General features: G+C 67.7%; 26 protein-coding genes. 14 read left to right on the plus strand and 12 right to left on the minus strand.

The features are described from left to right. Positions 1-198: 198 nt before the first annotated feature. Positions 199-1,026, plus strand: coding sequence for a hypothetical protein (locus ACH413_RS27495; RefSeq protein WP_360031504.1), 828 nt, complete (start codon positions 199-201; stop codon positions 1,024-1,026). Here ACH413_RS27495 and ACH413_RS27500 read toward each other — a convergent pair. Next, complete coding sequence (locus ACH413_RS27500) at positions 1,023-1,577, minus strand: XRE family transcriptional regulator (RefSeq protein WP_360031502.1); 555 nt, start codon at positions 1,575-1,577, stop codon at positions 1,023-1,025. The genes ACH413_RS27495 and ACH413_RS27500 overlap by 4 nt on opposite strands. Positions 1,578-1,635: 58 nt before the next feature. Between ACH413_RS27500 and ACH413_RS27505 the strand changes: the two genes are divergently transcribed. Genes ACH413_RS27505 through ACH413_RS27515 form a run of 3 tightly spaced genes read left to right on the plus strand, consistent with a single transcriptional unit; the run spans position 1,636 to position 5,074 of the window. Continuing rightward, the gene (locus ACH413_RS27505; RefSeq protein WP_360031500.1) at positions 1,636-2,337 is read left to right on the plus strand and encodes an AzlC family ABC transporter permease; all 702 of its coding nucleotides are present in this window, start codon (positions 1,636-1,638) and stop codon (positions 2,335-2,337) included. Next, positions 2,316-2,624 (plus strand): AzlD domain-containing protein, encoded by a 309-nt coding sequence (locus tag ACH413_RS27510; RefSeq protein ID WP_360031498.1) that lies wholly within the window; start codon positions 2,316-2,318, stop codon positions 2,622-2,624. The genes ACH413_RS27505 and ACH413_RS27510 overlap by 22 nt, the downstream gene beginning before the upstream one ends. Before the next feature lie 53 nt (positions 2,625-2,677). Continuing rightward, on the plus strand, positions 2,678-5,074 hold the full coding sequence (locus tag ACH413_RS27515) for a BREX system ATP-binding domain-containing protein (RefSeq protein ID WP_360031496.1): 2,397 nt from the start codon (positions 2,678-2,680) through the stop codon (positions 5,072-5,074). Here ACH413_RS27515 and ACH413_RS27520 read toward each other — a convergent pair. Further along, positions 5,071-5,511, minus strand: a complete 441-nt coding sequence (locus ACH413_RS27520) for an Lrp/AsnC family transcriptional regulator (RefSeq protein WP_360031494.1) — start codon at positions 5,509-5,511, stop codon at positions 5,071-5,073. The two genes, ACH413_RS27515 and ACH413_RS27520, sit on opposite strands and share 4 nt — an antisense overlap. A gap of 74 nt (positions 5,512-5,585) precedes the next feature. Here ACH413_RS27520 and ACH413_RS27525 point away from each other — a divergent pair, with 74 nt between their 5' ends. The 4 genes from ACH413_RS27525 (at position 5,586) to ACH413_RS27540 (ending at position 9,709) form a co-directional block, all read left to right on the plus strand. Beyond that, entirely contained in the window at positions 5,586-6,773 is a 1,188-nt protein-coding gene (locus tag ACH413_RS27525; protein ID WP_360031492.1) for a PLP-dependent transferase, read from the plus strand. A gap of 138 nt (positions 6,774-6,911) precedes the next feature. Continuing rightward, positions 6,912-8,249, plus strand: a complete 1,338-nt coding sequence (locus ACH413_RS27530) for an amino acid permease (RefSeq protein ID WP_360032509.1) — start codon at positions 6,912-6,914, stop codon at positions 8,247-8,249. An 81-nt stretch (positions 8,250-8,330) separates the two neighbouring features. Then, positions 8,331-8,963, plus strand: a complete 633-nt coding sequence (gene pdxT / locus ACH413_RS27535) for a pyridoxal 5'-phosphate synthase glutaminase subunit PdxT (protein ID WP_360031490.1) — start codon at positions 8,331-8,333, stop codon at positions 8,961-8,963. Continuing rightward, complete coding sequence (locus ACH413_RS27540; RefSeq protein ID WP_360031488.1) at positions 8,960-9,709, plus strand: YebC/PmpR family DNA-binding transcriptional regulator; 750 nt, start codon at positions 8,960-8,962, stop codon at positions 9,707-9,709. Before pdxT ends, ACH413_RS27540 begins: the two co-directional genes overlap by 4 nt. Positions 9,710-9,768: 59 nt before the next feature. Here the strand turns inward: ACH413_RS27540 and ACH413_RS27545 are convergent, their stop codons facing one another. The 4 genes from ACH413_RS27545 to ACH413_RS27560 form a co-directional block, all read right to left on the minus strand. Beyond that, positions 9,769-12,126, minus strand: a complete 2,358-nt coding sequence (locus ACH413_RS27545) for a tetratricopeptide repeat protein (protein ID WP_360031487.1) — start codon at positions 12,124-12,126, stop codon at positions 9,769-9,771. 79 nt (positions 12,127-12,205) lie between these two features. After that, positions 12,206-13,033 (minus strand): phytanoyl-CoA dioxygenase family protein, encoded by an 828-nt coding sequence (locus tag ACH413_RS27550; protein ID WP_360031485.1) that lies wholly within the window; start codon positions 13,031-13,033, stop codon positions 12,206-12,208. Further along, entirely contained in the window at positions 13,000-13,608 is a 609-nt protein-coding gene (locus tag ACH413_RS27555) for a DUF6879 family protein (RefSeq protein WP_360031483.1), read from the minus strand. The genes ACH413_RS27550 and ACH413_RS27555 overlap by 34 nt, the downstream gene beginning before the upstream one ends. Before the next feature lie 33 nt (positions 13,609-13,641). After that, on the minus strand, positions 13,642-13,779 hold the full coding sequence (locus tag ACH413_RS27560) for a hypothetical protein (protein ID WP_360031481.1): 138 nt from the start codon (positions 13,777-13,779) through the stop codon (positions 13,642-13,644). 477 nt (positions 13,780-14,256) lie between these two features. Here ACH413_RS27560 and ACH413_RS27565 point away from each other — a divergent pair, with 477 nt between their 5' ends. Continuing rightward, positions 14,257-15,756 (plus strand): carboxylesterase family protein, encoded by a 1,500-nt coding sequence (locus ACH413_RS27565; RefSeq protein WP_360031479.1) that lies wholly within the window; start codon positions 14,257-14,259, stop codon positions 15,754-15,756. Here ACH413_RS27565 and ACH413_RS27570 read toward each other — a convergent pair. Next, positions 15,744-15,911, minus strand: coding sequence for a DUF397 domain-containing protein (locus ACH413_RS27570; RefSeq protein ID WP_360031477.1), 168 nt, complete (start codon positions 15,909-15,911; stop codon positions 15,744-15,746). The genes ACH413_RS27565 and ACH413_RS27570 overlap by 13 nt on opposite strands. Beyond that, entirely contained in the window at positions 15,908-16,744 is an 837-nt protein-coding gene (locus ACH413_RS27575; RefSeq protein WP_360031476.1) for a helix-turn-helix transcriptional regulator, read from the minus strand. The genes ACH413_RS27570 and ACH413_RS27575 overlap by 4 nt, the downstream gene beginning before the upstream one ends. Before the next feature lie 127 nt (positions 16,745-16,871). Here ACH413_RS27575 and ACH413_RS27580 point away from each other — a divergent pair, with 127 nt between their 5' ends. After that, entirely contained in the window at positions 16,872-17,372 is a 501-nt protein-coding gene (locus ACH413_RS27580) for a DUF4262 domain-containing protein (protein WP_360031474.1), read from the plus strand. Continuing rightward, entirely contained in the window at positions 17,369-17,860 is a 492-nt protein-coding gene (locus tag ACH413_RS27585) for a GNAT family N-acetyltransferase (RefSeq protein WP_360031472.1), read from the plus strand. Before ACH413_RS27580 ends, ACH413_RS27585 begins: the two co-directional genes overlap by 4 nt. A gap of 157 nt (positions 17,861-18,017) precedes the next feature. Here the strand turns inward: ACH413_RS27585 and ACH413_RS27590 are convergent, their stop codons facing one another. Both ACH413_RS27590 and ACH413_RS27595 read right to left on the minus strand, forming a co-directional pair. After that, positions 18,018-18,680 (minus strand): glycoside hydrolase family 75 protein, encoded by a 663-nt coding sequence (locus ACH413_RS27590; protein WP_360031470.1) that lies wholly within the window; start codon positions 18,678-18,680, stop codon positions 18,018-18,020. 85 nt (positions 18,681-18,765) lie between these two features. Beyond that, positions 18,766-19,329, minus strand: a complete 564-nt coding sequence (locus ACH413_RS27595; protein ID WP_360031468.1) for a TIGR03086 family metal-binding protein — start codon at positions 19,327-19,329, stop codon at positions 18,766-18,768. A 143-nt stretch (positions 19,330-19,472) separates the two neighbouring features. On the opposite strand from ACH413_RS27595, the gene ACH413_RS27600 reads away from it, so the two are divergent. Beyond that, positions 19,473-20,948: a peptide MFS transporter gene (locus ACH413_RS27600; RefSeq protein ID WP_396425275.1), complete on the plus strand. Its 1,476-nt coding sequence runs from the start codon at positions 19,473-19,475 to the stop codon at positions 20,946-20,948. Between the two features lie 162 nt (positions 20,949-21,110). Here the strand turns inward: ACH413_RS27600 and ACH413_RS27605 are convergent, their stop codons facing one another. Together ACH413_RS27605 and ACH413_RS27610 are read right to left on the minus strand one after the other, a co-directional pair. After that, complete coding sequence (locus ACH413_RS27605) at positions 21,111-22,394, minus strand: cytochrome P450 (RefSeq protein WP_360031464.1); 1,284 nt, start codon at positions 22,392-22,394, stop codon at positions 21,111-21,113. A 31-nt stretch (positions 22,395-22,425) separates the two neighbouring features. Next, positions 22,426-23,019 carry a helix-turn-helix domain-containing protein gene (locus ACH413_RS27610; RefSeq protein WP_319979150.1) on the minus strand — a complete coding sequence of 198 codons (594 nt, stop codon included), beginning with the start codon at positions 23,017-23,019 and terminating at the stop codon, positions 22,426-22,428. 154 nt (positions 23,020-23,173) lie between these two features. On the opposite strand from ACH413_RS27610, the gene ACH413_RS27615 reads away from it, so the two are divergent. After that, positions 23,174-23,326, plus strand: coding sequence for a hypothetical protein (locus ACH413_RS27615; RefSeq protein WP_360031462.1), 153 nt, complete (start codon positions 23,174-23,176; stop codon positions 23,324-23,326). 236 nt (positions 23,327-23,562) lie between these two features. Continuing rightward, positions 23,563-26,439 (plus strand): PQQ-dependent sugar dehydrogenase, encoded by a 2,877-nt coding sequence (locus ACH413_RS27620; protein WP_360031461.1) that lies wholly within the window; start codon positions 23,563-23,565, stop codon positions 26,437-26,439. Positions 26,440-26,537: the final 98 nt, after the last annotated feature.

A 26,537-nucleotide genomic window follows, 5' to 3' on the forward strand; every position in this document is an offset into this window, starting at 1 on the left:
GCGCTGGTGAGGGCAGCGATGGCTACCGCGGCGCACAGGGATTTCCGCATGAAACATTTGTAGTCAGGAATGGGGAGGAGAGGCAACCAATTGATTGGAAGTTGGACCGTTTCGCCGAATTGAGTACCGGGATCAATGTCTCGGTGAACCGTTCGAAACCCGATGGCGTAGTAGATGCCCGCTTGTCATCATGGCGGTGTGAACGTGCCGTATCGCTGGGACCTCGTGACGCCCGACCAGCTCGGGTCGCTGCTCGACGGCGTGACCGCGCCCGAGCCGTGGTACTTGCCCGAACTCGCCGAGTGCGCGGGCAAGGTCCTGGCGCGCAGCGGCAACGGCGACCTGGTGTTCGTGGGCAGGTCGCTCGACTCGATGTTCGACCTGCTCAGCGGGGCGCTGCCGGACTCGGGACGGACGCTGAGCCGGTTGCCGATCTCGCTGTACGGCTCTGGTGAGCTCATCCCCGGCGACGTCCGGCGCGCCAGGGAGATGGCCGCGGAGATCGGCATCACGCCCGCGGCGCTGGCCAGGCGCGATCGCCCGGTGACCTTCGTGGACGTCGTGCACGTCGGCTCCACGTTCACCAAGCTCTTCGCGCTGCTGGACGACTGGATCACCGAGGAGCGCGAGACCTGGCCCGCGATCCGGCGCAAGCTGCGGTTCGTCGGCGTCACGACGCGCACCAAGACCAGCCCCAACACCTGGCGGTGGCAGCAGGAGCACCCCGAGTGGACCCATCGCCTGCCTGCCTCCGCGGTGGTGAACGTCTCGCTGGAGAGGATGGTCTGGTCCTACTTCGGCGACCACCAGACCAAGCTGACCCGCGGCTACCGGCTGGTGAAGTGGCGCGAGTACTCCGGCGAGATCAAGAGGGACGAACGCACGCGCATGGCGCTGGCCGAAGCGGTGCACCTCCTAGAACTCGGCCGCACCAAGGAGGTTCGGCGCATGATCGCGCGCGCCATGGACGGCGAGCCCGCGCTCAGCGAGTCCTGGCTGCGCACGTTGCGAAGCCGGCTGAGCTAGACCGTGTGCTCCATGACCATCATCGCGGTCGTGCCCGGTTCCAGTGCCTTGCAGATGTGCGGCACGTCGCCGGGGTAGACGATGTAGTCGCCGGGCCCGAGCTCGATCGGGTCGTCGGCGAGGCCCGCCAGGCAGCGGCCGGTCGCCACGATCATGTGCTCGATGCTGCCCGGCACGTGCGGCAGCGACTCGCGGGCGCCGCCGGGTTCGAGCGCCAGCCAGTAGATGTCGTGCTTGGTGCCCGGACGGCACGCGGCCAGCAGCGTGGCGGAGTAGTGCGCGCGCTCGGAGTGGATGACCGGGCCCTCGCCCGCGCGGATCACCTGCACGCGCGGCACGGCGGGTTCGACGAGCTGGCTGAACGGGACGCCGAGCGCCACGCCGAGTGCCCACAGGGTCTCCACGCTGGGGTTTCCGGCTCCGGACTCCAGCTGGGAGAGCGTCGACTTCGCTACGCCGGCCTTCTTGGCGACCTCGCTCAGCGACATGCCGGTGCGGTCGCGCTCGCGGCGGAGGTTGGCCGCGATGAGGTCGAGTGGTGCGTTCGACACAGAAGTCCATCCGTTCGTCTTGACGAACACCGATCCCAGGTGTTCATCTTAATGGGTGGTGCGTTCGATCTGGCGAACTCTTGATGCTGTGCTTCTGCGTGACGTGGCCGCGGTCGCACTAGGTGCTGCCGTGACCGGTGCGAGCTTCGGCGCGATCTCGGTCGGCTCCGGCCTGCCGTGGTGGATGCCGGTGCTGATGTCGCTGGTGATCTTCGCGGGTGGCTCGCAGTTCATGGCCGTGGGTGTTGTCGCCGCAGGTGGCAGCCCTGCCGCCGCGGTGCTGGCCGGGCTGGTGCTCAACGCGCGGCACCTGCCGTTCGGCCTCGCGGTCGGGGACGTGCTGGGCAAGAGCTGGCTGGCGCGGATCGTCGGCAGCCACCTGCTGATCGACGAGTCGACGGCGTTCGCGATGGCGCAGAAGGATCCCTCGAGAGCGCGTGCGGCCTACTGGGCGTGTGGCGTGTCGCTGTTCTTCAGCTGGAACACGGGCGTGCTCATCGGTGCGCTCGTGGGGCAGGCGATCGGCGACCCGATGACGTTCGGGCTGGACGCGGCGTTCCCGGCGGCCCTGCTGGCGCTCACGCTGCCCGCGCTCAAAGACGCGGCGACGCGCAACGCGGCGCTGGTCGGCGCGGCGATAGCGCTCGCGACGACGCCGTTCCTGCCCGCCGGTGTGCCCGTGCTGCTCGCGCTGGCCGGACTGTTCGCGTTCCGCACGACGAAGAAGAAGGAGGAGCCGTGCCCGTCACCGCAGTCCTGATCCTGGCCGCCGGCACCTTCGCGATCCGCCTCGCCGGACCGCTGCTGCGCGACCGCGTCACGCTGCCCGAGAAGGTCCGTGAACTGCTGTCCGCGAGTGCGACCGTGCTGTTGTTGGCGCTGGTAGCGGTCTCGGCGCTGACGAACGGCAAGCAGTTCGGCGGCTGGGCCCTCGCGGCCGGGGTCGCCGTCGGCGGGCTCGCGGCGTGGCGCAAGCTGCCGTTCGTGGCGGTCATCGTGCTCGCCGCGGTGACCACGGCGGGCCTACGGCTCGTCGGGGTGGCATAGCGCCAATGCTTCCGCGATAGAGGGCCAATGGCGGACAGGCCTCAGATGGGCCCATGGGCGCGAAACCTGGACTGGTCGGGCGGGACCGGGAGACGACGCAGCTCGCGGAGGCACTCACCGCGGCTTCGGGCGGTGACGGGCACCTCGTGGTGGCCACCGGGGGACTCGGGGCCGGCAAGACGGCACTGCTCACGACCGCGCGGGAGCTGGCCGCGCGGCACGGGTTCACGGTGCTGGCGGCGCGCGGCAGCTACCTGGAGCGCGACCTGCCGTTCGGGCTGGTCAGCCGCCTGTTCGTGTGCGTGCAGCCGGGGGAAGACGTCCAGCACCAGCCACGCATCGCCGCTGCGCTCGGGCAGTCCGACTCACTGGCCGAACCGGGCCCGGTGACGTTGCCCGAACTGCACGTCCTGCACCGCGCACTGGCGAGGATGGCCGCCGAACGCCCCGTCGCCCTCGTCGTGGACGACGCGCAGTGGGCCGACCAGCCGTCGCTGCAGTGGCTGAGCACCCTGCCGCACCGCATCGAGCACCTGCCGATCTTCGCGCTGGCCGGGATCGGGGCGGGCGAGGTGTGCGCGGGGCCGCAGACCCTGGAGGAGCTGCTCGCCGCGTCGACCAGCGAGATCCGGCTGGACGAGCTGTCGTTCGCCGACTCGCGCGCGTTGGTCGAGAACGAGCTGGGGCCGCAGGACGACGATTTCATCGCGCTGTGCCGCGCCGAGGCGGGCGGCAACCCGTTGCTGCTGCTCAACCTCGTGCGCGCGTACACCGACCACGTCGTCGGACTCACCGCACCGGCCTTGCTGCCGACCGTCAACGTCCGCCTGCGTCGCCTCGCGCCGCACGCTCCGGACGCGTTGCACGCGCTGGCCGTCCTGGGCGGCGAGGTCACGCTGCCGCGCGTCGCCGAGCTGATCGGCATCGAGCCGTGCGAACTGGCCGGGACGATCGCCGCGTTGCACCGGATGGGCTTGCTGTCGGCCGACGGCTCGCTGGTGCACCCGTTGGTGCGCAACACTTTGCGCGAAGAGCTGACCATCACCGAGCGCCAGGACCTGCACGCTGCCGCCGCCCGGCTGCTGACCGAGACGGGCGCGTCCTCCGAGGCGGTGGCCGAGCACCTGGTCGAGACCCGGCCGCAGGGCGAGGAGTGGGCGACCGAGGTGCTCGTGTCGGCCGCTCAACGGGCTCGGACGCGCAACCGGGTCGTGGACGCCGTCCGGTACCTCAGGCGGGCGATGGACGAGCCGGAGTCCGCCGGGCTGCTGGCCGAACTCGGCGAGGCCGAGTCCTATGTGGACGTCCCGGCGGCGGTGGACCACCTGGGAGAGGCCGATCCCGCACACCCCGCGCTGCCGGGCCTGCTGGCGTTGCTGGGGGAGGAGCCGCAGGTAGAGCCGGACGTCATCGGCGATCCCGACGTCCTGCCGGCGACGCCCTCGGAGTTCGAGCCCTACCTGCGGGCCATCGGGTTCGTGCGGATGCGTGGCGAGCTGACGGCCGCCTACGCGCGTGCGGATCGTGCGTTGACCATGGCACGGCGCTGGCAGCACCGGCCGTGCGTCGCGTCGGCACTCACGGCGCGTTCGGCGTGCCTGCGGGATCTGGGACGGCTGGCGGGTGCCGAGTCCGACGCCCGCGAGGCGTTGGCGGTGCTGGAGAGCTGCGGCGCGGCTCGGGTGTCGACGCCGGTGTTCGCGGCGCTGACCGAGCTTTCCCTGGCACTGCTGGAGATGGGCGACCTCGAGATGGCGACGGCCGTGTTCGAGATCGTGCCGGGAGAGGTGCCGGACCTGTTCGGCGCGCCTGCTCTGCTGGCCGCACGAGGGCGAGTGCGGATCGCGGCCGAGCGGCGCAAGGACGGCGTGCGCGACCTGCTGGACTGCGGCGAACGGTTGCACGTGCGCCGTTGTGACAGCACGTCGTGGCGGCTGCCCCTCGGAGGAGACCACCTTCTCGCCGAGGAACGGCTCGCACGCTCGATCGGCGCCGTGCTGCCGTTGGCGGCGTCGTTGCGAGCGCAGGGCGTGCTTCTCGGCGTGGAAGGCATTGCGCTGCTTCAGGAATCGGTCGACCTGCTGGCCCCGTCCGGCGCTCTGCTCGAACGGGCGCGCAGCCACTTCGCACTGGGGCGCGCGCTGCACCTGGCCGGACGGGTCAAGCCGGCCCGCGCCGAGCTGCGTGTGGCCGTGGACCTCGCCGACGACTGCGGTGTCGAGGAACTGGCCGAGGAGATCCGGCAGGAACTCGCCGCCGGTCCCGCGGGCCTCACCGAGTCCGAACGGCGGGTGGCCGCTCTAGCCGCCGAGGGCAAGATGAACCGCGAGATCGCGGCCGTGCTGTTCGTGCAGTTGAGGACCGTCGAGATCCACCTGACGAAGGTTTATCGCAAGCTCGGCATTGACGGCCGCGACCAGCTCGCACCCGCATTGCGCCTCGCCGGTTAATGCTTCCTGACGTGCGAGAAAAGGAGGTTTGTATGAACCTCTGTCACCTCTCGCCGGCTGGTGAACTTGTCGAGCACGAGTCGTTGCAGATGGCCGACGTCCGATACCGCGACGTGCACCAGGAAATCTTCCGGACCGGTCACGTGTGAGAGCGCGAGAGTTTCCGGCAGACTCAGCACATAAGCCATGAACGGGTCGACGATCTCCTTGGTGTGCGGGCGGATCTTCACCGCGAGCATCGCCTGGACGTGCTGTCCGACGGCGCCCGGATCCACCTCGGCGTGATAGCCGGTGATCACTCCGCGCTCCCGCAGCGCCCGGTGCCGGACCACCGCCGTGGACTGCGCGACGTTGACGCGTTCGGCCAGGTCCTTGTTCTGCAGCCGCGCGTCCTTCCGCAGCTCCCGCACGATGGCCTCGTCGATCGAATCCAGCACGGCCGTTCTCCGTTCTGCCGAATCGCCTGCGGTCTTTCATCCACCCTGCCGATGAAGTCTCCACCATTCGGGCCATGACGCGCATCGAGACCATCGCAGTGCACGGCGGCCGCGACGACCTCGCGGAGCTCGGCGTGCACGCACCTCCCATCGACCTGTCCACCACCTACCCCGTGCCTGACCAGGCGCTCGGCGGGGAAGCGCTGGGGGAGTGGGCCACCGGCGCCGCGCGGGCCACCTCGCCCGTCTACGCGCGGCTGCACAACCCGACGGTGGCCCGTTTCGAACAGGCGCTCGCGGCCCTCGAGCACACCGAGACGTCCGTGGCGTTCGGCAGCGGCATGGCAGCGGTGACCGCCGTCGTCCAGGCCGCATGCGTGATGGCGGGAAAACCGCACGTTGTAGCCGTGCGGCCGTTGTACGGCGGCACCGACCACCTGCTGTCGTCCGGTCTCCTGGGCGTCACGACCACGTACGTCGAAGCGGGCCTGGTGTCCTCCGCGATCCGGCCGGACACCGGGCTGATCGTGGTCGAGACCCCGGCCAACCCCAACCTGGACCTCGTCGACATCGAGCACGTCGTGCGCCAGTCCGGCGGCGTGCCGGTGATGGTCGACAACACCTTCGCGACCCCGATCCTGCAGAACCCGTACCTGCACGGGGCCTCGTACGTGCTGCACTCCGGCACCAAGTACCTGGGCGGGCACGGCGACGTGCTCGGCGGCGTCGTGGCCTGCTCGGAGTCGCTGGCGGCGGCGTTGCGGCAGGTCAGGATCATCACGGGCGCGGTGCTGCACCCGCTGGGCGGCTACCTGCTGCACCGCGGGCTGGCCACGCTGCCGTTGCGCGTCGAGGCGGCGTCCCGTTCGGCCGCGGTGCTGGCCTCGCGACTGGCCTCGCACGACGCCGTGGAGTTCGTGCGCTACCCGTCCGCGTCACGGCAGATGCGCGGAACCGGCGCCATGATCGCGTTCGGCGTGCACGGCGATCCGGTTGAGGTCGTGCGGCGGTTGAAACTCATCACGCCGGCCGTGTCGCTGGGTTCGGTGGACACGCTTATCGAGCATCCCTCGGCTTTGACCCATCGCCTGGTACCCGGAGAAGAACTGCGGGCTTCTGGCGTTCCGGACAATTTGCTGCGCATTTCCGTCGGGCTTGAGCACGTCGACGACATTTGGGATGACCTGAACGTGGCGCTGTGTGATGTCGCTTACGTTAAGTCTTCCCCAGGTGATTACTTGGTGATGACCGCCACTCGCTAGGGTTCCCCGAATCAGCGCGTCGGGGCGCGGGAGGTTCCGACGCGAGCATTTTTCCGTTTCGGAAGGAACCTCCTCGTGAGTTCTGTGGAAACTGATGCGGACGGCTACACCAAGGCGCTGAGCAAGCGTCAGGTGCAGATGATCGCAATCGGTGGCGCTATCGGCGTCGGCCTTTTCCTGGGTGCGGGCGGGCGCCTCGCCACAGCGGGGCCGTCGCTGATCCTCGCGTACGCGGTGTGCGGCCTCGCGGCGTTCTTCGTCATGCGCGCGCTGGGCGAACTCGTCCTCCATCGCCCCGTGTCCGGCAGCTTCGTCGAGTACGCCCGCGAGTTCATCGGCCCGTGGGCCGGCTTCACGTCGGGCTGGCTGTACTGGCTGAACTGGGCGATGACCGGCATCGCCGAGATCACCGCCGTCGCGATCTACATGCACAAGTGGTTCCCCGACATGCCGCAGTGGATCACCGCGCTGGTGGCCCTGGTCGTGCTGATCGCCATCAACATGTTGTCCGTCAAGCTGTTCGGCGAGCTGGAGTTCTGGTTCTCCGTCATCAAGGTGACCGCCATTGTCGTGTTCCTGGTGGTCGGCGTGGGCCTGGTCATCGGCAACGCGGACATCGGCGGCACCACGGCGTCGGTCTCGAACACCCTGGGCCACGGCGGCCTGTTCCCGGCAGGCTTCGGCATCGCCCTGATGACGTTGCAGGCGGTCGTGTTCGCGTACTCGGCCATCGAACTGGTCGGCATCGCCGCGGGCGAGACCAAGGACCCCGAGAAGATCATGCCGCGCGCCATCAACGGCGTCGTCTACCGCATCGCGATCTTCTACGTCGGTTCCGTGCTGCTGCTGACGATGTTGTTGCCGTGGGACCACTTCACCGGCACCGAGTCGCCGTTCGTGACCGTGTTCTCGGCGCTGGGCATCCCGGCGGTCGGCGACATCATGAACGCGGTGGTGCTGACGGCCGCGTTGTCGTCGTGCAACTCCGGCCTCTACTCGACCGGCCGGATTCTGCGTTCGCTGGCGCAGAAGGGTGAGGCTCCGGCCATCACCGGCAAGATGAACTCCCGGCACGTGCCGTACGGCGGCATCCTGTTCACCGGTGTCGCCTACCTGTTCGGTGTCGTTCTCAACTACATCGTGCCCAAGGAGGCGTTCGACATCGCGATCGCGGTGGCCTCGCTGGGTGTCGTGTCCACCTGGGCCACCCTGATCATCTGCCAGCTCCGGTTGCGGAAGAAGGCGTTGGCGGGCGAGATCCAGCGGCCGTCCTACCGAATGCCCGGCGCGCCCTACACCTCGTACGGGACGCTCGCGTTCCTCGCGCTGGTGATCGGGCAGATGGCCTTCGCCGGGACCGCGGAGAAGATCGCGTTCTGGTCGATCCCCGTGGTCGCTCTGATCTTGTTCCTCGGCTGGCGCTTCGTGAAGTCGCGTCAGCCGGTGGAGCAGCGGGATCTCGTCACCATCGACTGACGTAGCCCGTTCAGGCCGCGAGCCGCCCCCTCACGAAGGGGGCGGCTCGCGGTCGTTCTGACCTCGAATATGCTGGTGAACATGGTTGTCGCTGCCCCTCCCGTCATCGGCGTGCTCGCTCTTCAGGGCGATGTCCAGGAACACCTCGTGTCGCTCGCGAAGTGCGATGTCACCGCACGGCCCATTCGCAGGCCCGAGGAACTGGCCGAGCTGGACGGGATCGTCATCCCCGGCGGCGAGTCGACGACCATCAGCAAGCTCCTGGTCAACTTCGAGCTGCTCGAACCGCTCAAGGCCAAGATCAAGGCCGGTTTCCCCGCCTACGGGTCGTGCGCGGGCATGATCCTGCTGGCCGAGACGGTGCTGGACGGCCGTGAGGACCAGGAACAGCTCGGTGGCCTGGCGGTCACGGTGCGCCGGAACGCGTTCGGGCGGCAGATCGACTCGTTCGAGACCGATCTCGATCTCGCCGGTGAGAGCGTGCACGCCGTGTTCATCCGTGCGCCGTGGGTAGAGGCGGTTGGCGACGGGGTCGAGGTTCTCGCTACGGTGCCCGTTACGGCTGAAGCGGGTGATGCCGCCGGTAGGATCGTCGCGGTCAGGCAGGGCAACGTGCTGGCCACGGCGTTTCATCCGGAGCTCACGGGGGATGAGCGCGTCCATCGCCTGTTCGTGGACATGGTTCGTGGTTTGACTGGTTCGGAGGAGAAATGAGCGGCCACTCCAAGTGGGCGACCACCAAGCACAAGAAGGCCGCCATCGACGCCAAGCGCGGCAAGCTCTTCGCGCGGCTGATCAAGAACATCGAGGTGGCGGCCCGCACCGGTGGTGGGGACCCGGACGGCAACCCGACGCTGTTCGACGCCATCCAGAAGGCCCGGAAGAACTCGGTGCCGCTGGACAACATCGAACGCGCCCGCAAGCGCGGTGGCGGTGAAGAAGCCGGCGGCGCCGACTGGCAGACCATCATGTACGAGGGCTACGGGCCCAACGGAGTCGCGGTGCTCATCGAGTGCCTCACGGACAACCGCAACCGCGCCGCTACCGAGGTCCGCACGGCGATGACGCGCAACGGTGGTTCGATGGCCGACCCCGGCTCGGTGTCGTACATGTTCAGCCGCAAGGGTGTCGTGATCGTGCCGAAGGCGGACACGTCCGAGGACGACGTGATGCTGGCGGTGCTGGAGGCCGGTGCCGAGGAGGTCAACGACCTGGGCGAGGCCTTCGAGGTCGTGTCCGAGGCCGGCGACCTGATCCCGGTCCGCAAGGCGCTGCAGGACGCGGGCATCGACTACGAGTCCGCCGAGTCGAGCTTCCTGCCGTCGGTGTCGGTGCAGCTGGAGGCCGAGGGCGCGAAGAAGATCTTCAAGCTCATCGACGCGCTGGAGGACTGCGACGACGTGCAGAACGTCTTCGCGAACTTCGACGTGTCGGACGAGGTCATGGCCGAGGTCGGCTGACGACGTCCCACTTTCGGCGAACGCCGGTCACGCGATGCGCGTGGCCGGCGTTCTCGCGTTCAGGCCAGGTCTTCGGCGAGCGAGGTGCGCAGGGCGAGCGATTTCGCGTCGTCGAACTCGGCGAGGATCTCGAACGCCTCTCGTCCGCAGTGCCGGGCTTCGTCCCCGGACAGTTCACGGCTCAGGTTCACCAGGTTCTTGGCGAGCTTCCAACGGTCGCCCAGCTGCCGATGAGTGGCCACGGCCTGCCGGTGGAAGTCGACGGCGTCGTCCTCCCGGCCGAGGTCGCCGTACGCCAGCCCCGCACCTTCCACGGCCATCGCCTCCCGGCTGCGATCGCCGTTCTGGCGGCAGATGACCGCGGCCGCCTGATAGGAGACCAGGGCCGGGCCGGGCTCCCCGACCGCCCGCTGCGCTTTGCCGAGGTACAGCAGAGCCGTCGCCTCCCACAGCCGGTTGGTCATCTCGCGGCTGATGGAGACCGCTTCGGTCGCGAGTGCCAGTGACGTGCCCGCGTCACCGCGGATCCGGGAGACGTAGCTGGTCGCCGTGAGGGCCATCGACTCGTACAGACGGCTTTCGAGGTCGCGGAACATGCCCAGCGATCTCGTCAGGTGCGCGTCGGCCTCGTCCAGGTCCCGGAGCTGCGCGCAGGTGTACCCGAGGCTGTAGAGCACCGTCGCGAGCCACTCCTGGTCGTCGAGCTCCTGTGCCACGTCCAACGCCTCGGCGAACGCGGATCGGGCGTCGCGCAGCCGATGCTGGAACAGGTGCACCCAGCCGAGCCCGTTCAACCCCTTGACCACGTTGGCCAGATCGCCGAGTTCGCGGTAGGTGGCCACCGCGCCGATGTGGTGCGTGACGGCCTCGCCGAGGCGCATCGTCATGCGGCTCAGCCTGCCGAGGCTGTCGTGCATCGCGGCCTCCTCCGCGCGCAGGCCCAGTTCCCGCGCGCAGTCCAGGCCGATCCGCGAGGTCGATCGCCAGTCGTTGAAGTGGTTGTAGGTGGCGTAGATCCGTTCCAGCACGGCGGCCAGCCGCCAGGCCGTGAGGAGTTGCCCGGTACCGGCCGCCGCCCGCACGGCGGCCTCCAGGTTGAACTTCTCCTCGGCGTACCACCGAGCCGCCTGGGTGTGGTCGGAGAAGGGAGAAACTCCCTCACCCATCTCGAACAACAACGTCGTGTCGTGCGCCAGAGTTAGCGCGCAGTCGTAGCTCATGCGCAGATACCAGTCGCAGACCCGTTGGAGGGCCTCGAGTTGTTCCTCCTGCGACAGCCTGGATTGGGCGCAGTCCACCGAATAGGCGCGCAACAGGTCGTGGAAGCGGTAGCGCGCGAAACCCGTCGGCTCCAGCAGACAGGCGCCCGTGAGCTGGTCCAGCGCGGTGCGCACCTGGCGAGGGTTTCCGCCGGCCAGCGCCTCGGCGGCGCTCTCGCTGAAGTCTGCGCCCGGATGCAGGCCGAGCAGGCAGAAGACCAGTGCCGTCTCTTCCGGCAGAGCTCGATAGGACCAGGCGAACACCGTGTGCACGGCCTCCGCCTCGTCGATGTCACCAGTGGAAAGCGTGTTCCACAGTTCCGACTCGTCGCGCAGATCCGCGATGAGCCTGCTCAACGGCATCGACGGACGACTTGCCGCTCGTTCCGCCGCGATCCGCAGGGCCAGGGGCAGATACGCGCACAGGCCGGCCAGTTCGGCGATTTCTGCGGGATCGTCTCCGCTGCGGTACTCCCGAATCGTCGTGGTCAGCAGCTGAACGGCTTCGGCCTCGGTGAGGGTGTCGAGCGTTCTGCGGCGTGCGCCGTGCCGGATCGCGAGACCCTGCAGATGGCTGCGGCTCGTGACGATGGCGAGACTCTGACCCGAACCCGGCACGAGAGGGCGGACCTGCGCGTTGTTCGCCGCGTTGTCGAGGATTATCAGCATGCGCCGGTCGGCGAGCGCGGACCTGTAGAGACTTGATTTCGCCTCGACGTCATCAGGCACCGCCGCCGCTGGAACTCCGAGCGCGATCAGGAACCGCTCCAGGGCCTGGTCGGGTGATACGGGCAGGCCGGGGTCGTAGCCCCGGAGATCGATGTAGAGCTGTCCGTCCGGGAACTCGGCCCGTGCGCGATGTGCCCAGTGCAGCGCGAGCGAGGTCTTTCCCACGCCCGCGGTCCCGGAAATCACGTACACCACGAGGTTCTCGTCGTCGGCCAGGAGTTCGTCGAGAGCGGTGAGCTCGGAAATCCGGTTCACGAATCCCCGGACGCCTCGCGGCGGCTGAAGAGGGCGGTGGCCGCGGCCACCACTTCCGTAGTGGAAGTGAATTCCACCCTCGACATCGCGCACCTGCACGATTTCGCCGGTGTTGCTGTTCACCAGCGAGCGGTTGCCGGCACCTTCGAGTTCGCCGTCGGAATCGTCAGGCATCTTGATCACCACGGAGCAGAGGGTAGATGTGCCGGCAGCGGCCGGAGCCGGCATCGGTTCGCGGGGTTCGGCATCGGGCTCACCAGCGGAACTCGCCGAGAAGCTCTCTGAGTTCCGCGTCGTCCGTGCGCGCGAGCGCCGCGGTGAGCGGCTCTTCGACGGGCACGCCGTGCTCGCCGGCCTCGTTCCTGATCCACGACGGGACGTACCCGAGCAGCACCAGGGTTCGGTGCCGTGCCCGCGCGGTCGACGCCGCCGTCCGGTGCCAGAGGCCCCCGTGGATGATCACCGCGTCGCCGGGCTCGAAGAACAGCTCGACCTGGCCGGCGCGGTCACCCCGATCGCCCTGCGGGATCCGCAGGTCCGGCCGCAGGTGGGAGCCCGGCAGCAACGTCAGGGCGCCTTCGTCCACCGACACCCGATCCAGGTAGATCAGGCAGTGCAGCTGGTGCGGATAACAGAAGAAGACGGGCAGCGGATCGGGGATGACCGGCAGGTGGTTGTGCCACGGGACGGCGATGCCCGCCGTTCCCGGGTAGTGCATCCGAGCCTCGAGGTCGATCCACACCTGAGGTCCGAGAAGTGTGCGGGCGATCGAGAGAACCGGTTCCAGGCGGAGCAACCGGTGGAAATCCACGTGCTTGTCGAGCAGCCTGCGCAGGTAGATGCTGTCGTGGGCGACCCATTCCGCACCCGGCTTTCCCTCCTCGGACGCGGCGATCTCGTGCACGCGGTCACGAAGGGTCGCCGCCGTCGCCGGTGGAATCAGCCCTCTGCGCACCAGGTGGCCGTCCCGCACCAGGCACGCGATCTCGCCCGGCTCGACCTGGGCCGTGACAACGCGGACCGGGTAGCCCGCGGACTGGTCGTTGATCAGGAATTCGGTGCGAACCGATGCCTTGTCCACGGTTGTACTCGCTTTCGGCGGGCTACTGTCCGAGCGCGGCCGGTGGCGCGGGGTATGACGAGTCTGCTGCTCCGGATCTCGGCGAGAAGCTCGGACAGCGGGAATGACCTGGCGTGGAACTCCCGCCACGCCGTTCTCGCCTGGGCGAGGCGCTCTGGCGCGTCGTTCTGGTTTATGTAGAGCAGCTCTCCCTCTTTGTTGTAGCTGAGATCGACGACCACGGTGTCGTCGAACAGCCAGGTGTCCGTGTAGGTGACGTCCGGTACGTCATTCCGGTAGATGAACCGGATGTCCTCTCCCGCGGCGCCGTTGATCGCGTAGTACCAGTCGATCTCGAACTGGAGGTACGGGGTAAGCACGTGGTCGATGATGTGCACCCTGCCCATGTACCTGCCATCGGCCACGCACGCCCTGATGTTGTCCGCCCATTCCGCGTTTCGATTCTCGGGCAGCGGCTTTCCCGCGAGATAGTGTTCGAACTGCGCTCGCTCTTCTTCGACCGAGTAGGCCGGAAGGGTCTCTATTCGGGTCGCGGACTTCTTGAACTCGACGAAGAGTCTGCCGAACTGGTCCATGTTCAGAATGATGGCGACGGCTCCTCGGTCCGGCTACTGGTTGAACGCGCGCTCGAGGATGTAGCGCGGTATTTCGACCGCGCCTTCTCCTGGCGGCAGGTTCAGCCCGGCCTTGTCGCCATCCACGTTGAACCCCTGTACGACGATCGTCCCGTTCTCGGTCTCGTACACAGCGGGACATGGGCCGTTCCCGCATCCGGACCCGCCGATCTGCCTGAGCTCCACGGTGCTCCCCTCCGACGTCGCAGTGCAAGGTTAGGGTCCAAAAGTTTATCTGGCGGTGACGACCCCGGACAACCCGGGCCACTCACTTGTCGCACGTTTGCGCCGAACTGGCCAAAAACTGGGAGGCGTTCATTGACAATTCGTGGACAAGTTCCTCGAGGAAGTCATCCATTCGCGCAGAAAGGCAGTCCGAGAGGGTGAAGATTCGTTGGTCGACGTCTTGCCGTGTTGCGGCGAGTGAATTGCGTGATCGGATCAGGGCTGGTCGATGACCATTTTCATGGGTCCCGGCCATACGTCGGACGAGACGTCCGGTGAGGTGCAGGTCCGACGAACGGTGGACGTGGCGTTAGACCTTTGCGGGTCGTGAGCGGTACTCCCGCGGCGGTGGACTGTCCCCTGACACCGAACTGGGGAGATGTCATGCGATTGCGTTGGATGGTGCCGCTCGTTGCGGCCGGACTGCTGGCGAGCACGGCGGTGGCGTCGGCGGACGACCTGGTCGTGCGGACCGGGTACGGGGCGGTCAAAGGGGAAGCCAGCGGTGGCACGAGGGTGTTCGAGGGGATTCCGTACGCCGCGCCGCCGGAGAAGGACCTGAGGTGGCGCGACCCGCGGCCGCCCGCGAAGTGGAACGGCGTGCGGGACGCGGTCGAGCCGGGACCGGCGTGCGCTCAGTTGCCGGGCGAGTTGCCCCAGGGCAGCGACAGCGAAGACTGCCTCTACCTCAACGTCACGGCGCCCGCGGGCAGGCACAAGCCCGTGATCGTGTGGCTGCACGGCGGCGGGTACTTCATGGGGGCCGGGTCCAACTACGACGCGCGGCGGTTCGCGGAGCGCGGTGACGTCGTCGTGGTGACGGTCAACTACCGGCTCGGGATCTTCGGGTTCCTGGGCATGCCGGGGCTGGCGGGGTCCGGGACGTTCGGCTTGCGGGACCAGCAGGCCGCTTTGAAGTGGGTGCGGGCCAACATCGGCGCGTTCGGCGGGGATCCGCGCAACGTGACGCTCGCCGGGCAGTCGGCCGGCGCGATGAGCGTGTGCGCGCAGCTCACGTCGCCGGGAGCGGCCGGGTTGTTCGACAAAGCGGTCATGCAGAGCGGGTCCTGTGCGACCGGGTGGCTCGACAACTTCGAGTACCGCGGCGAGCAGGCGGCGACGATCTTCCAGCCGTTGGACGTCGTCGCGGCGCACGGGGCCGACGTGGCGCGCGCGTTGGAGTGCGCGGACGTGGAGTGCTTGCGCGGCAAGGAGATCGAGAAGCTGAAGCCGCACCTGCGCGACTTCATCCAGCCCGCGTACGGGACGGCCGCGCTGCCCAGCTATCCGGGCGATGCCGTGCGGGACGGGCGATTCCACCGCGTGCCGGTGCTGAGCGGCACGACACGTGACGAGGCACGGCCGTGGATTGCTGCCTACGAAGACAACGGGACCGCCGCGATGCGCCCCGACACCTTCGAGACGGTGCTCGCCGAGACCTTCGGCGACCAGGCGGCAGCGGTCAGGGCCGTGTACTCGCCCGAGAAGTACGGGTCGGCGGCACTCGCGTGGGCCGCGCTCGTGACGGACAAGATGTGGTCCTGCACCCAGCTCAAGACCGACCGCGGGCTGTCGGCCAAGACACGCGTGTACGCCTACGAGTTCGCCGACCCCACCCCGCCGAAGCTCTCACCGCTGCCGCCGACGATGCCGTTGGGCGCCCAGCACGCGTCGGACCTGTGGGACTTCTTCGACCTCGGCGGACGTGCCCCGAAGTTCACGCCCGAGCAGCAGAGGTTGTCCGAGCGCATGATCGACCACTGGGCCGCCTTCGCCACGCACGGCGATCCGGGGTGGCCGAGGTTCAACGGCCGTGACGCCGTGTCGTTCGCACCGGACGCGATCGGCCAGGTCGACCTGGCCGCCACGCATCACTGCGACTGACGAGCCTTCACGTCGTTCAAGAACGCCGACCACGCAGCTGCCGAGAAGGGGAGGTGCGTGGTCGGCGCCTTGCTGTCACGGATACCGACGCCACGGCCGACCTCGACGCAGTTGTTGCCATCGCCGGTGTAGGTGCTCTTGCGCCACACGGTCATTGGAGGCCCTCCAAGATGCTGTTGATCACCGCCCTCGATTCTTCCTCATCCAGGGCGACGGCAGCGAGGTCCTTCAGGATGTTCTCGTAGACCTCGACGGTGCCCTTGTCATCGAAGAAGAGGCCGCACTTGACGCTCTCGATGTAGACCACCGGCGGGTACTTCGGGAACTTCATCAGCCGGAAGTCGCCCGCCGCTCCCGCGTGCATGCCGACAGACCTCGGGATGATCCGGATGGTGACGTAGTTCCGCACCGACATCCGCAGCAGGTGGGCGAGCTGCTCCCGCCACACCTCCTCGCCGCCGACCGGAAGCCACAACGCCTGTTCGTGCAGGTAGAAGGTGAAAGTCCGGCTGTATTCGAGAATCTCCGCTCTGGCGACCCTCGCCTCGACCGTCGCTGGGATGTTCTCCGGCGGGACCGTTCGCGCTTTGGCGGTGACAGCCTCGATGTACTCCCGAATCTGGAGCAGGCCGGGCACCACGATCATTGACCAGTCGATGATCTCGTTGGCTTCCTTCTCCTGGTTGATCAGAGTGCGGGCCTGGTCGGGTAGACCGTCCTCGGGAATTTGCACGAAGAAGCTGCCGGACTCGCGGAACAGGTCGAGCAGACGTTCGCGGTCCTCAAGCGGTGTGCGGCAGTAGGCGAGCAGCGTGGCGACTTCCAACTCGTTCACGCCGCCCTTGCCGGCGAGCATGTCGGACAGTTTGGCCTCTTGCCAGCCGAGCACCTCGGCGAGCTGACGCTGGGTGAGTCCGGTGCTCTCGATGGCGGCTCGGACGCCGTTGCCGAACTCGCGGCCCACCACGCTGGACGATCTCTTGGGCATGGACGGACGGTAGGGGCAGGGGCCGCGAAAGCTCTATCGTTTCGCGTCAAATCTGCCTGAAGGTGGGAGCGTTGGAACAGCTCCAAGCAGGCATAAGGCGCCGGAGGGGTGCCGTAGGCTGGGTGCCGTGCTTTCCGACGAAGACATCGAGCTGCGGGCTCGCCTGCTCTCCGCGGCCGACCGGTTCGGCCACACCAACATCGTCGTGAACCCGGACTCCGAGGGCCCGGGTTACGTGTTCTCGGTGGGGGCCTGGCGCCGGTTCGGGGTGGCAGAGGCCGTGGTGATCGGGCTGCCGCAGGGCATGGGCGAGAACCTGGTCAACATGTACGTGAAGCGGGCCAGCGACGGCGAGCGGTTCCAGCCGGGCAAGCTCTACGACGACTTCTTCGAGGGCGTCCCGATCACGTTCGAGCGGGTGTACAAGGGTTTCTACCCGGAGTTCTTCGGGAGCGCGTACCTGCTCTACGACGGGTCGGAGTTCGCGGCCGTGCAGATCATCGTGCCGACGCCGCAGGGGCAGTGGCCTTGGCAGCCCGATGCGCCGCAAGGGTTCCACGACCACCAGATCATCCTCACCGAGAGCGGTCTGCCGGAGAGCTGGACGCCGGGGGTCACCGGTCCGTGAACGTCCACATCGGACCGCTCAGGCCGGAGCACGCCGGTGAGGTGATGACGATCCAGCGTGCCGCGTACCTCCAGGAAGCCAGGCGGTACGGCGCGTGGGACCTGCCGCCGCTCGTCGAGACCCTCGACCAGATCCGCGAGCACCTCGAGGACGGCACGCCCGCGCTCGGCGCGTTCAGCGGCTCCAGGCTCGTCGGGTCGGTGCGCAGCCGCGTCGACGGTGACCGGATGGAGGTCGCCCGGCTGTCCGTCGCGCCCGACGTCCAGGGGACCGGGGCCGGGCGGAAGCTCCTGCAGGCGATCGGCGAGCACGCTCCGGACGGGGTCGAGGTCGTCTGGCTGTTCACCGGCGCCGAGAGCGACGGGAACATCAGGTTCTACGAGAGCGCCGGGTTCGTGAGGGTCAGCGAGCACCTGGACGCCGTGGGCATCCGGTGCGTCACTTTGGAGCAGAGACCAAAACGTTGTCCGGAGGTCGTTGTCCGCTGAAAGCGCTCCGACACCGGACAACGATCTACCTGTAGAAATGCGGTGCGTTCAACGGTCCGGGGGGATCCGGGGATCGCGGCCGGGGGAGGAACGCCCCGCCCCGCAGGAGGCACAGGGGGATGCGGCGCGGGGCGTTTCGGAAGAAGAACCGGGAATTCTAGTTCTGGCTCAGGAACTGCTGGGCGAGTGACTCACCGAGTGAGGTGGCCTTTGCGTGGTCCTCGATCGGGGAGACCTTCGAGTTCTTGAAGTAGATGTAGTGCACCGGGCCGTCGGTGCCGCCGTTCTCCGGGTTCGGGTTGATGCCCAGGTTCACCGCGGACGCGTACGAGGCCTCCCCGATGATCGCGGTCGGGCCCGTGTCGCCGACCACCGCGTAGTCGACCTTGCCGTTGTAGATGACGGCGACGACGCCACCGCCCTGGATGCCGAACTTGCGGTAGTCCCAGGTCCCGCTGGGCGAGGGCACGACCACGTACGGGAGCTTGTCCGCGACCAGCGGCTTTCCCTTCGAGTCGTGGAACGCGGTGTCGGGCTGGAACCACGGGTCGGTGCTCTCGCTGCACTTCGCGGTGCGCTGGCCGTCGCAGTCGACGTCCAGGTCGGCCTTGTACCAAACGGCGCCGTTCTTGCCGCAGACCGGGATGTTCGCGGACGTCTCGGAATCCGACCGGTACTTGCCGCTGGAGATCTGCGAGCACGACGTGAGCTTGGCCAGCAGTTGCGACGCGCTCGGGCCGGCGGCCTGGGCGGCGGGGGATGCGAGCAGGGATGCGGCGAGAGCGGACACGGCGAAAAGCCCTGGGGCGAGCTTGCGCATTGTTGCCTCTTTCGACAGGGAACTTTCCTGACTGAAAGCGGCGGCAGGCTTACTGTGCGCAATTCACGTGATACCCGTCAAGGGCCTAAGGCTTACGTCCCAGAAGTCCAATCAGTCGTGTTTGGTCGTCGGCGTCCGGCGCAACCGGAACGGGCGAATCGAACATCGACGAACCACCCCACTCCTCGATGTTGCGTTCGACGTACTTCAACACCGCCGACGCGAGATCGGGGTCAATTCGTTCGTCCGCGCCGATCGAGCGCGCCAGATCCCAGGCGTGGACCGCGAGATCCGTGGTCATCTGCCAGCAGTACTCCTCGGCGTCCAGCGTCCCCGACGACACGTGCACGGGTTTCGCCAGCGCGTACTTGCCCAGCCACGCCTCGCGCGCCGCCGCGGCCGCCACGACCCAGGACACGAGCGGGTCGTCGCCCAGGTTGTCGTGGTCGAACCGGTCGCCGACCTGTTCCGCCGTGCAGCCGGCGAGCAGTTCCGGGGCCCAGAGCTGCTCGTAGACCAGGTGGCCGACGAGGTCTCTGACCGACCACTCCCGGCAGGGGGTGCCGAGCGACCACTGGTCAGGAGCGATCTCCCGGACCCGTCGGTCGAACTCCGTCATCGCCACGCCGTGCGCCTGGATCAAATCCATCCCAGCAGTGCATCAAATCCTGCCCAGCCGCGCATCCTGGCGTGAGAGTTGGGCCACTCGGACGCAACCCCGATTTCTAACAGTACGAGCGTTCGGCGTAATCTCGACCAGATCCGCCGTGACATCGTTGACACGAGAGGACGATGACTGTGAGCGCTCCTAGCGCCAGCATCTCCGCGCAGGACAAGGGATTCTTCGGGCACCCCCGAGGCCTGTCCACGCTGTTCTTCACCGAACTCTGGGAACGGTTCTCGTTCTACGGGATGAAGGCCATCCTCGGCCTCTACCTGTGGACAGCCGTGTCCGACGGAGGCCTCGGCGTCGACAAGGCACTCGCCCTGTCGGTCGTGGCCATCTACGGCACCGCGGTCTACATGTCCGGTGTCGCGGGCGGCTGGCTCGCCGACCGCGTCTGGGGTGGCCAGCGCTCGACGTTCTACGGCGGCGTGCTGATCATGTGCGGTCACATCGCACTGGCGCTGCCGATCGGGATCACGGGCGTGTACCTCGGCCTGATCTTCATCGTCTTCGGCACCGGCCTGCTCAAGCCGAACATCTCGACCGTCGTCGGCGGCCTCTACGCCAAAGACGACACACGTCGCGACGCCGGCTTCACGGTCTTCTACATGGCGATCAACATCGGTGGCTTCGTCTCGCCGTTGATCACCGGCGCGCTCGCGGACGGCGTCGGCTTCCACGCCGGGTTCGCCGTCGCCGCGGTCGGCATGGCGGCCGGTCTGATCCAGTACCGGCTCGGCCGCAAGAACCTGCGCGGCTCGGCCGCCGTGGCGCCGAACCCGTTGCACCCGAAGGAGAAGGGCCGCGTCTACGGCCTCATCGGCCTCATCGCGGTCGTGATCGGCGCGCTGGGCGTGCTGTCGTACGTGCTGGGCGACGTCGAGGGCGTCATCCTGATGATCAGCATCATGTCGATCGTCCTGCCGATCACGTACTTCACCGTGATGTACCGCAGCAAGAAGACGCTGCCGGAGGAGAAGCCGCGCGTCCTCGCGTACATCCCGCTGTTCGTCGCGGCGGCGATGTTCTGGCTGATCTTCGAGCAGAGCGCCTCGGTGATCGCGGAGTTCGCCGACTCGCACGTCGACAACCACGTGTTCGGCTGGGAGTTCCCGGTCGCCTGGTTCCAGTCGATCAACCCGATCATGATCATCGCGCTGGCGCCGGTGTTCGCGTGGCTGTGGCTGAAGCTCAAGGACCGCGCGCCCTCGACCCCGCGCAAGTTCGCCGGCGCGCTGGTGCTCGTGGGCCTGTCGTTCGTGCTCATGTACTTCGCCAGCAACTCGGCGGCCGACGGCAAGGTGACGCCGCTCTGGCTCGTGCTGATGTTCCTGATCATGACCTGCGGTGAGCTCATGCTGTCGCCGGTCGGCCTGTCGGTCACGACGAAGCTGGCGCCCAAGGCGTTCGCGTCGCAGACGATGAGCCTGTGGTTCCTCGCGGTCTCCGCCGGAACCGGTGTGGCCGCGCAGCTCGTGAAGTTCTACACGACGAGCCCCTCGGCGTACTTCTTCACGCTGGGCGGCGCGGCCGTGGTCCTCGGTGTCGCGCTCGCGGTGGCGGCCCCGGCGATCCGCAAGCTCATGGCGGGCGTCGAGTAAGTCCGGAAAAAGGCGAAAGGGAGGCCCGTCGCGGCGGCGGTGCGGCGGGTCTCCCTCTCGTCTACAAGGATGCACTACGCACATGTGTCATTGGGGCACGAACATTGCTCCAGCCGGGTGAAGTCGAGCACTCCCCGCAACAAATCTCGCCCCAGGTCAGCGCTAGTTCACCGTCAGTGACCGACTGGATTCGTTGGCACGCACCGGAAGTCGCAACGCGCCGCGGATGAGCTTCGACCGCCGGCGCGTCACCGGGCCGTCCGCGCCGAGGTTCGGGAAGCGCTTGAAGAGCTCGTGCAACGCCAGCGAGCCCTCGATGCGGCTCAGTCCCGCGCCGATGCAGTAGTGGATGCCCGCGCTGAACGCGAGGTGCTCGCGCGCGTTGGACCGCGTCGGGTCGAACTTCAGCGGGTCCTCGAACACGCGCGGGTCGCGGTTCGCCGCGGCCAGCATCAGCATCACCGGCATGCCCTTCGGCAGCGACACCCCGGCCAGTTCCAGGCGTTCCTTCGGCCAGCGGATCGTGTACTGCACGGGCGGATCGAGGCGCAGGACCTCCTCCACGAACCCCTCGGCGTACTCCGGGCTCTGGGCCAGCGGCGCGATCGTGTGCGGGTTCTCGAACGCCTTCAGCACGCCGTTGCTGATCAGGTTCACCGTCGTCTCGAACCCGGCGAAGAGCAGCAACCCCGTGGTGGCAACGAGATCCTCGCGGCTCAGGTCCTCGTGCTGGGTGACGAGGTGGCTGACGATGTCGTCCTTCGGGTTGCGGCGGCGCTCGTCCATCAGGCCGTCGATGAAGTCGTTGTACTCGATGATCGTGGCGTGCAGGCTCTTGAGCTGCTTGTGCGACCACACGCCGTCGAGCGTCTCCGCCAGCGAGCTTCCCCAGCGCGCGAAGACGTCCTTGTGGTCGTCGGGCACGCCCAGCAGGTCCGCGATGACCTGGATCGGCACCTGGGAGGCGAACTCGGAGACCACGTCGAAGCGGTCGTCGAGGCGGTCGAGGTACTGGGTGACGATCTTCTGGATGGACTCGGTGCGGTCCTTGAGCGCTCGGGGCGTGAAGAACGGCTGGACGAGCTTGCGCAGCCGGGTGTGCGTCGGCGGGTTCATCATCAGGAACGAGTCCTGCACCGGGTTCACGATCTTCTCGCCGTCCTTGACGAGCGTGATCGGCACCATCGACGCCTCGTCGAAGGTCGCGGTGATGAACCTGTTGTCCCGCAGCACGGAGTCGCAGATCTCGCGGCTCGGCGTGACGTACGCGCCCATGCGGCTGCGCACCATGTCGCCCTTGGCGCGCACCTTCTCGTACATCGGGTACGGGTCGCGGTCCGGCGGTGAGGCCATGACGCCCGCGTACGGGTCACCGAGCAGCGCGTAGCCGCGGACGAGCGTGCGCAGCGCGAAGAACTGAGTGGCTGTCTTCAGCGTGGACGGCATACGTCCACATTGAGTGGTACGCGAAGAACTCTCAAGAGTTGCGGCGGTGTCGCCGCACGGTTTCTTCTACTAGATCGAGCACGGGTTCCATGTCGTCCGCGGGCAGGCCCATCGCGAGGTGCGAGACGAGGCCTTCGAGGACGAGTTCCAGGAAGCTGGTCAGCACCGTCACGTCGACGTCGTCGCGCAGGTTGCCGGCTTCGCGCTGACGGATCAGGCGCTGGCGGGTGGCGGCGGTGAGCTGTTCGCTGCGCTCGGCCCAGCGCGCCCGGAAATCCGGGTCCGTGCGAAGCCTGCGGGAGACCTCGAGGCGCGTGCCGAGCCAGTCGGCGGCGTGCTCCTCGGTCCGCTTCTCCGGTTCGTCGAGCAGGTCGCGCATGACCTGGACGAGGCCCTGTTCGGCCACCACGTCGGCCATGCGGAGCGCGTCGTCCTCGGCGAGTGCGAGGAAGAGCGACTCCTTGTCGCGGAAGTGGTGGAAGATCGCGCCGCGAGAGAGTCCCGTTGCCTCTTCCAGACGGCGTACGGTGGCACCTTCGTAGCCGTGTCGCGCGAAACAGGAACGCGCGCCGTCGAGGATCTGACGGCGGCGGGCGTCGAGGTGGTCCTGACTGACCCTGGGCACCGGTAGATGGTCGCAGGGGGAGGGCGGGAAATCCAATCCGTACGTACGGATTGGACACGTCCATCAGTGTGATCTTCCCGGCCCACCCCGTTCGTGTGGATCATCGGGCGGGCCTGCGCGAACGGGCAGGCTTCCGGCCATATCCTTCCGCGCCATGGACACGCAGGAGATCATCAAGCTGTCGGCGCTCGCTGAGCGCCTCGGGTGGCAGCGGCGTGAGTCCACAGGCGTCCACGTGATCGACCTGCTGCTCAACGGCACGGTTTCGGATCTCATCGCCGCGCTCGCCGAGAACCGGGATAGGTAACGGGATCTGGTAAGCGCTTTCCCGCAGTTCCCGGAGGGGGTTGACTCCGGATGTCGCGGGTGGTGTGATCTGCGCGACAGTCAGGAAAGTTTCCTGTCTAAAACTGAATCCGCCGCCGCTCCGTCGTGATTCCCCCTACCCGTCTTGTGGGAGGCACAACAGTGGCACCGAGTAGAGGCCGGACGCTCCGCGCGTTCGGCGCGATGGGTGTTGCCTGCACAACAGCCGTCGCAGTGATGTCGGTACCGGAGTCGGCCCTCGCGGCGCCGGTCCGGTACGAAGCGGAGAGCGCGACGATCTCGCAGGGCGTGGTGGAGTCGAACCACGCCGGGTTCTCCGGAACCGGGTTCGTCAACGTCGACAACGTGGCCGGGAGCTCGGTCGAGTTCACCGTGAACGCCACGAAGGCGGGCCAGGCGAAGCTGGTCTTCCGCTACGCCAACGGAACCGCGGACAGCCGGCCGGTCGACGTGAGCGTCAACGGCGGTCTCGCCGTCGACGAGCGCGCCTTCGCGGGCACGGGTGCGTGGACGACGTGGGTGTCGGCCGAGAACACCGTGAACCTGAACGCGGGCGAGAACAAGATCAAGCTCACGTCCACCGGTGCCACCGGCGGCCCGAACCTCGACTACCTCGAGGTCGACGAGATCGCGAACGTTCCCGCCCTGGAGCAGGAGGCGGAGAACGCGACGATCTCGCAGGGCGTCGTGGAGTCCAACCACGCCGGCTTCTCCGGCACGGGCTTCGTCAACTACGACAACGTGATCGGCTCGTCCGTCGAGTACACGATCAACGCGGACTCCGGTGGCGAGCACGACCTCACGTTCCGGTACGCCAACGGAACGACGGTCGATCGTCCGACCTCGGTGACCGTGGACGGCGCCAACGCCCAGACCGTCTCGTTCCCCGGCACGGGCGCCTGGACGACGTGGCAGACGCGGACCCTGAAGGTCACGCTGCACGCCGGTTCGAACAAGATCAAGGCCACCGCGACGACCGCGAACGGCGGCCCGAACGCGGACAAGCTGACCGCCGTGCTGACCGGCCCCGCGGACAACGAGGCGCCGACGCCACCGCGCAACCTCCAGTTCGTGTCGTCGACCCACAACTCGGTGTCGCTGAAGTGGGAGGCGGCCACCGACAACGTGGGCGTCACCGGCTACGACATCTACCAGCACGGACAGCTCGTCACGAGCGTCGGCAACGTGCTGGAGGGCACCGCGACCGGCCTGCGCGCCGACACCCTCTACGACTGGACCGTGTTCGCGAAGGACCGTGCGGGCAACGTCTCGCAGGCCTCGAACAACGTCCCGGGCCGCACCCAGCCCGCCCCGCCGGACGGCCAGGCGCCCACCACCCCGGGCACGCTGCGCTCCACCGGCACCACCTCGACCAGCGTCTCCATCGCCTGGGGTGCCTCCACGGACAACGTGGGCGTCACCGGCTACGAGATCCACTTCGACGGCGCGCTGAAGCAGACCGCGGACGGCTCGGCCACGTCCGCGACCGTCGCGGGCCTGGTCAACGGCCAGACATACCTGGTGAAGGTGCGGGCGAAGGACGCGGCGGGCAACTTCTCGGCGTTCTCGAACGAGATCTCCGTCAAGCCCGGCGCGGGCGGCGGCACCGGCGCGCCGAACCCCGGTGCCGTCACGCAGATCGCCAGCGGGGTCGACGTGGCGTGGGGCCTCGGGTTCCTGCCCGACGGCTCGGCGCTGGTGACCGAGCGCGAGACGTTCAACGTCCTGCGGATCACCGAGGGCGGCAGCAAGACCGTCGTCGGCAAGGTGCCCGGCGCGGTCGGCACGAACGGTGAGGGCGGCGCGCTCGGCATCGAGGTCTCGCCGAACTTCGCCTCCGACCGGTTCATCTACATCTACCACACCTACGCCGACGGAAACCGCCTGGTCAGGGCGCAGTTCGACGGTGCGGCGCTGTCCGGCTGGACGACGTTGCTCAGCGGTGTGCCGAAGAACCGCTACCACAACGGCGGGCGCCTGCGGTTCAGCCCGGACGGCCGGTACCTGTTCGTCTCGACCGGTGACGCGCAGAACGGCAACAACGCGCAGAACCTCAACACCAACGCCGGCAAGATCCTGCGGCTCAACCCGGACGGCTCCATCCCGTCCGACAACCCGTTCCCCGGCAAGGCGATCTGGAGCTACGGCCACCGCAACGTGCAGGGCCTGGACTTCGACTCGCAGGGGCGTCTGTGGGCCTCGGAGTTCGGCAACTCGCAGCAGGACGAGGTCAACCTGATCACCAAGGGCGGCAACTACGGCTGGGAGCCCTGCGAGGGCACGATCGGCAACTGCGCCGGCACCATCCCGCCGAAGAAGACCTGGTCGACCTCTCAGGCCTCACCCAGCGGCCTGACGATCATCAACGACTACGTCTTCGTCGCCACCACCGTCGGCCAGCGCATCTACCGGATGCGCATCGACGCCAACGGCAACCTGGTCGACCAGCAGATCTACTTCCAGGGCACCTACAACCGCCTGCGCACGGTCGAGGTGGACCGCGACGGCGACATCTGGCTGACGACGACGACCGACAAGGACGGCTCGGCCGGCAACGACCGCGTCCTGCACATCGACATCGTCTACGAAGGCGGTGGCGGCGGCTTCAAGCTGACGTCCTCCGCGTTCGCGGACGACGCGATGATCCCGGCCAAGCACACCTGCGCCGGTGACGGCGTGCCCGGCCAGGACCCCTCGCCGCCGTTCGCGTGGGGTGAGTCGTCTGGTGCTGCCGCCTACGCGATCGTGTTCGCGGACCGCGTGAACAACGGCAACAAGCTGCACTGGGCGATCTGGGACATTCCAGGCAGCGTGCGTTCGTTGCCGGAGAACCTCGGGTCCGGGTTCAACGTGCCGGGGCAGGGGTCGGCGAAGCAGAAGGCCATGGAGTCCGGGGCCAACTCGCTGAAGTACTTCGGGCCCTGTCCCGGTGGCTCCACCAACCCGTACACGTTCACGTTGTACGCGTTGAACACCGCGACTGTTCCCGGGATCACTTCCGGTTCTTCGATGGCGCAGATCGAGACGGCCATCAAGAACGCGTCAACCGCCAACACGGTGCTGCGCGGCCGTTCCAACGCTCGGCGCTCGTAGCTCCACCAAGTGAGACAAGTGCCCGTACGCACGCGTGCGTACGGGCACTTCACTTGTTTCGTAAGGATTTGTGAGCTGCAACTGTCAGACCCCGCGTG

It is taken from the genome of Lentzea sp. NPDC020367, from assembly GCF_044387305.1.
GTDB lineage: Bacteria > Actinomycetota > Actinomycetes > Mycobacteriales > Pseudonocardiaceae > Lentzea.

Coding starts and splice junctions, on each gene's coding strand:
- ACH413_RS27515 (WP_360031496.1), top strand. CDS start 2,678: ATGGGCGCGAAACCTGGACTGGTCGGGCGGGACCGGGAGACGACGCAG.
- ACH413_RS27525 (WP_360031492.1), top strand. CDS start 5,586: ATGACGCGCATCGAGACCATCGCAGTGCACGGCGGCCGCGACGACCTC.
- ACH413_RS27530 (WP_360032509.1), top strand. CDS start 6,912: ATGATCGCAATCGGTGGCGCTATCGGCGTCGGCCTTTTCCTGGGTGCG.
- pdxT (WP_360031490.1), top strand. CDS start 8,331: ATGGTTGTCGCTGCCCCTCCCGTCATCGGCGTGCTCGCTCTTCAGGGC.
- ACH413_RS27540 (WP_360031488.1), top strand. CDS start 8,960: ATGAGCGGCCACTCCAAGTGGGCGACCACCAAGCACAAGAAGGCCGCC.
- ACH413_RS27545 (WP_360031487.1), bottom strand. CDS start 12,126: ATGCCTGACGATTCCGACGGCGAACTCGAAGGTGCCGGCAACCGCTCG.
- ACH413_RS27555 (WP_360031483.1), bottom strand. CDS start 13,608: ATGGACCAGTTCGGCAGACTCTTCGTCGAGTTCAAGAAGTCCGCGACC.
- ACH413_RS27565 (WP_360031479.1), top strand. CDS start 14,257: ATGCGATTGCGTTGGATGGTGCCGCTCGTTGCGGCCGGACTGCTGGCG.
- ACH413_RS27570 (WP_360031477.1), bottom strand. CDS start 15,911: ATGACCGTGTGGCGCAAGAGCACCTACACCGGCGATGGCAACAACTGC.
- ACH413_RS27575 (WP_360031476.1), bottom strand. CDS start 16,744: ATGCCCAAGAGATCGTCCAGCGTGGTGGGCCGCGAGTTCGGCAACGGC.
- ACH413_RS27590 (WP_360031470.1), bottom strand. CDS start 18,680: ATGCGCAAGCTCGCCCCAGGGCTTTTCGCCGTGTCCGCTCTCGCCGCA.
- ACH413_RS27595 (WP_360031468.1), bottom strand. CDS start 19,329: ATGGATTTGATCCAGGCGCACGGCGTGGCGATGACGGAGTTCGACCGA.
- ACH413_RS27600 (WP_396425275.1), top strand. CDS start 19,473: ATGACTGTGAGCGCTCCTAGCGCCAGCATCTCCGCGCAGGACAAGGGA.
- ACH413_RS27605 (WP_360031464.1), bottom strand. CDS start 22,394: ATGCCGTCCACGCTGAAGACAGCCACTCAGTTCTTCGCGCTGCGCACG.
- ACH413_RS27615 (WP_360031462.1), top strand. CDS start 23,174: ATGGACACGCAGGAGATCATCAAGCTGTCGGCGCTCGCTGAGCGCCTC.
- ACH413_RS27620 (WP_360031461.1), top strand. CDS start 23,563: ATGTCGGTACCGGAGTCGGCCCTCGCGGCGCCGGTCCGGTACGAAGCG.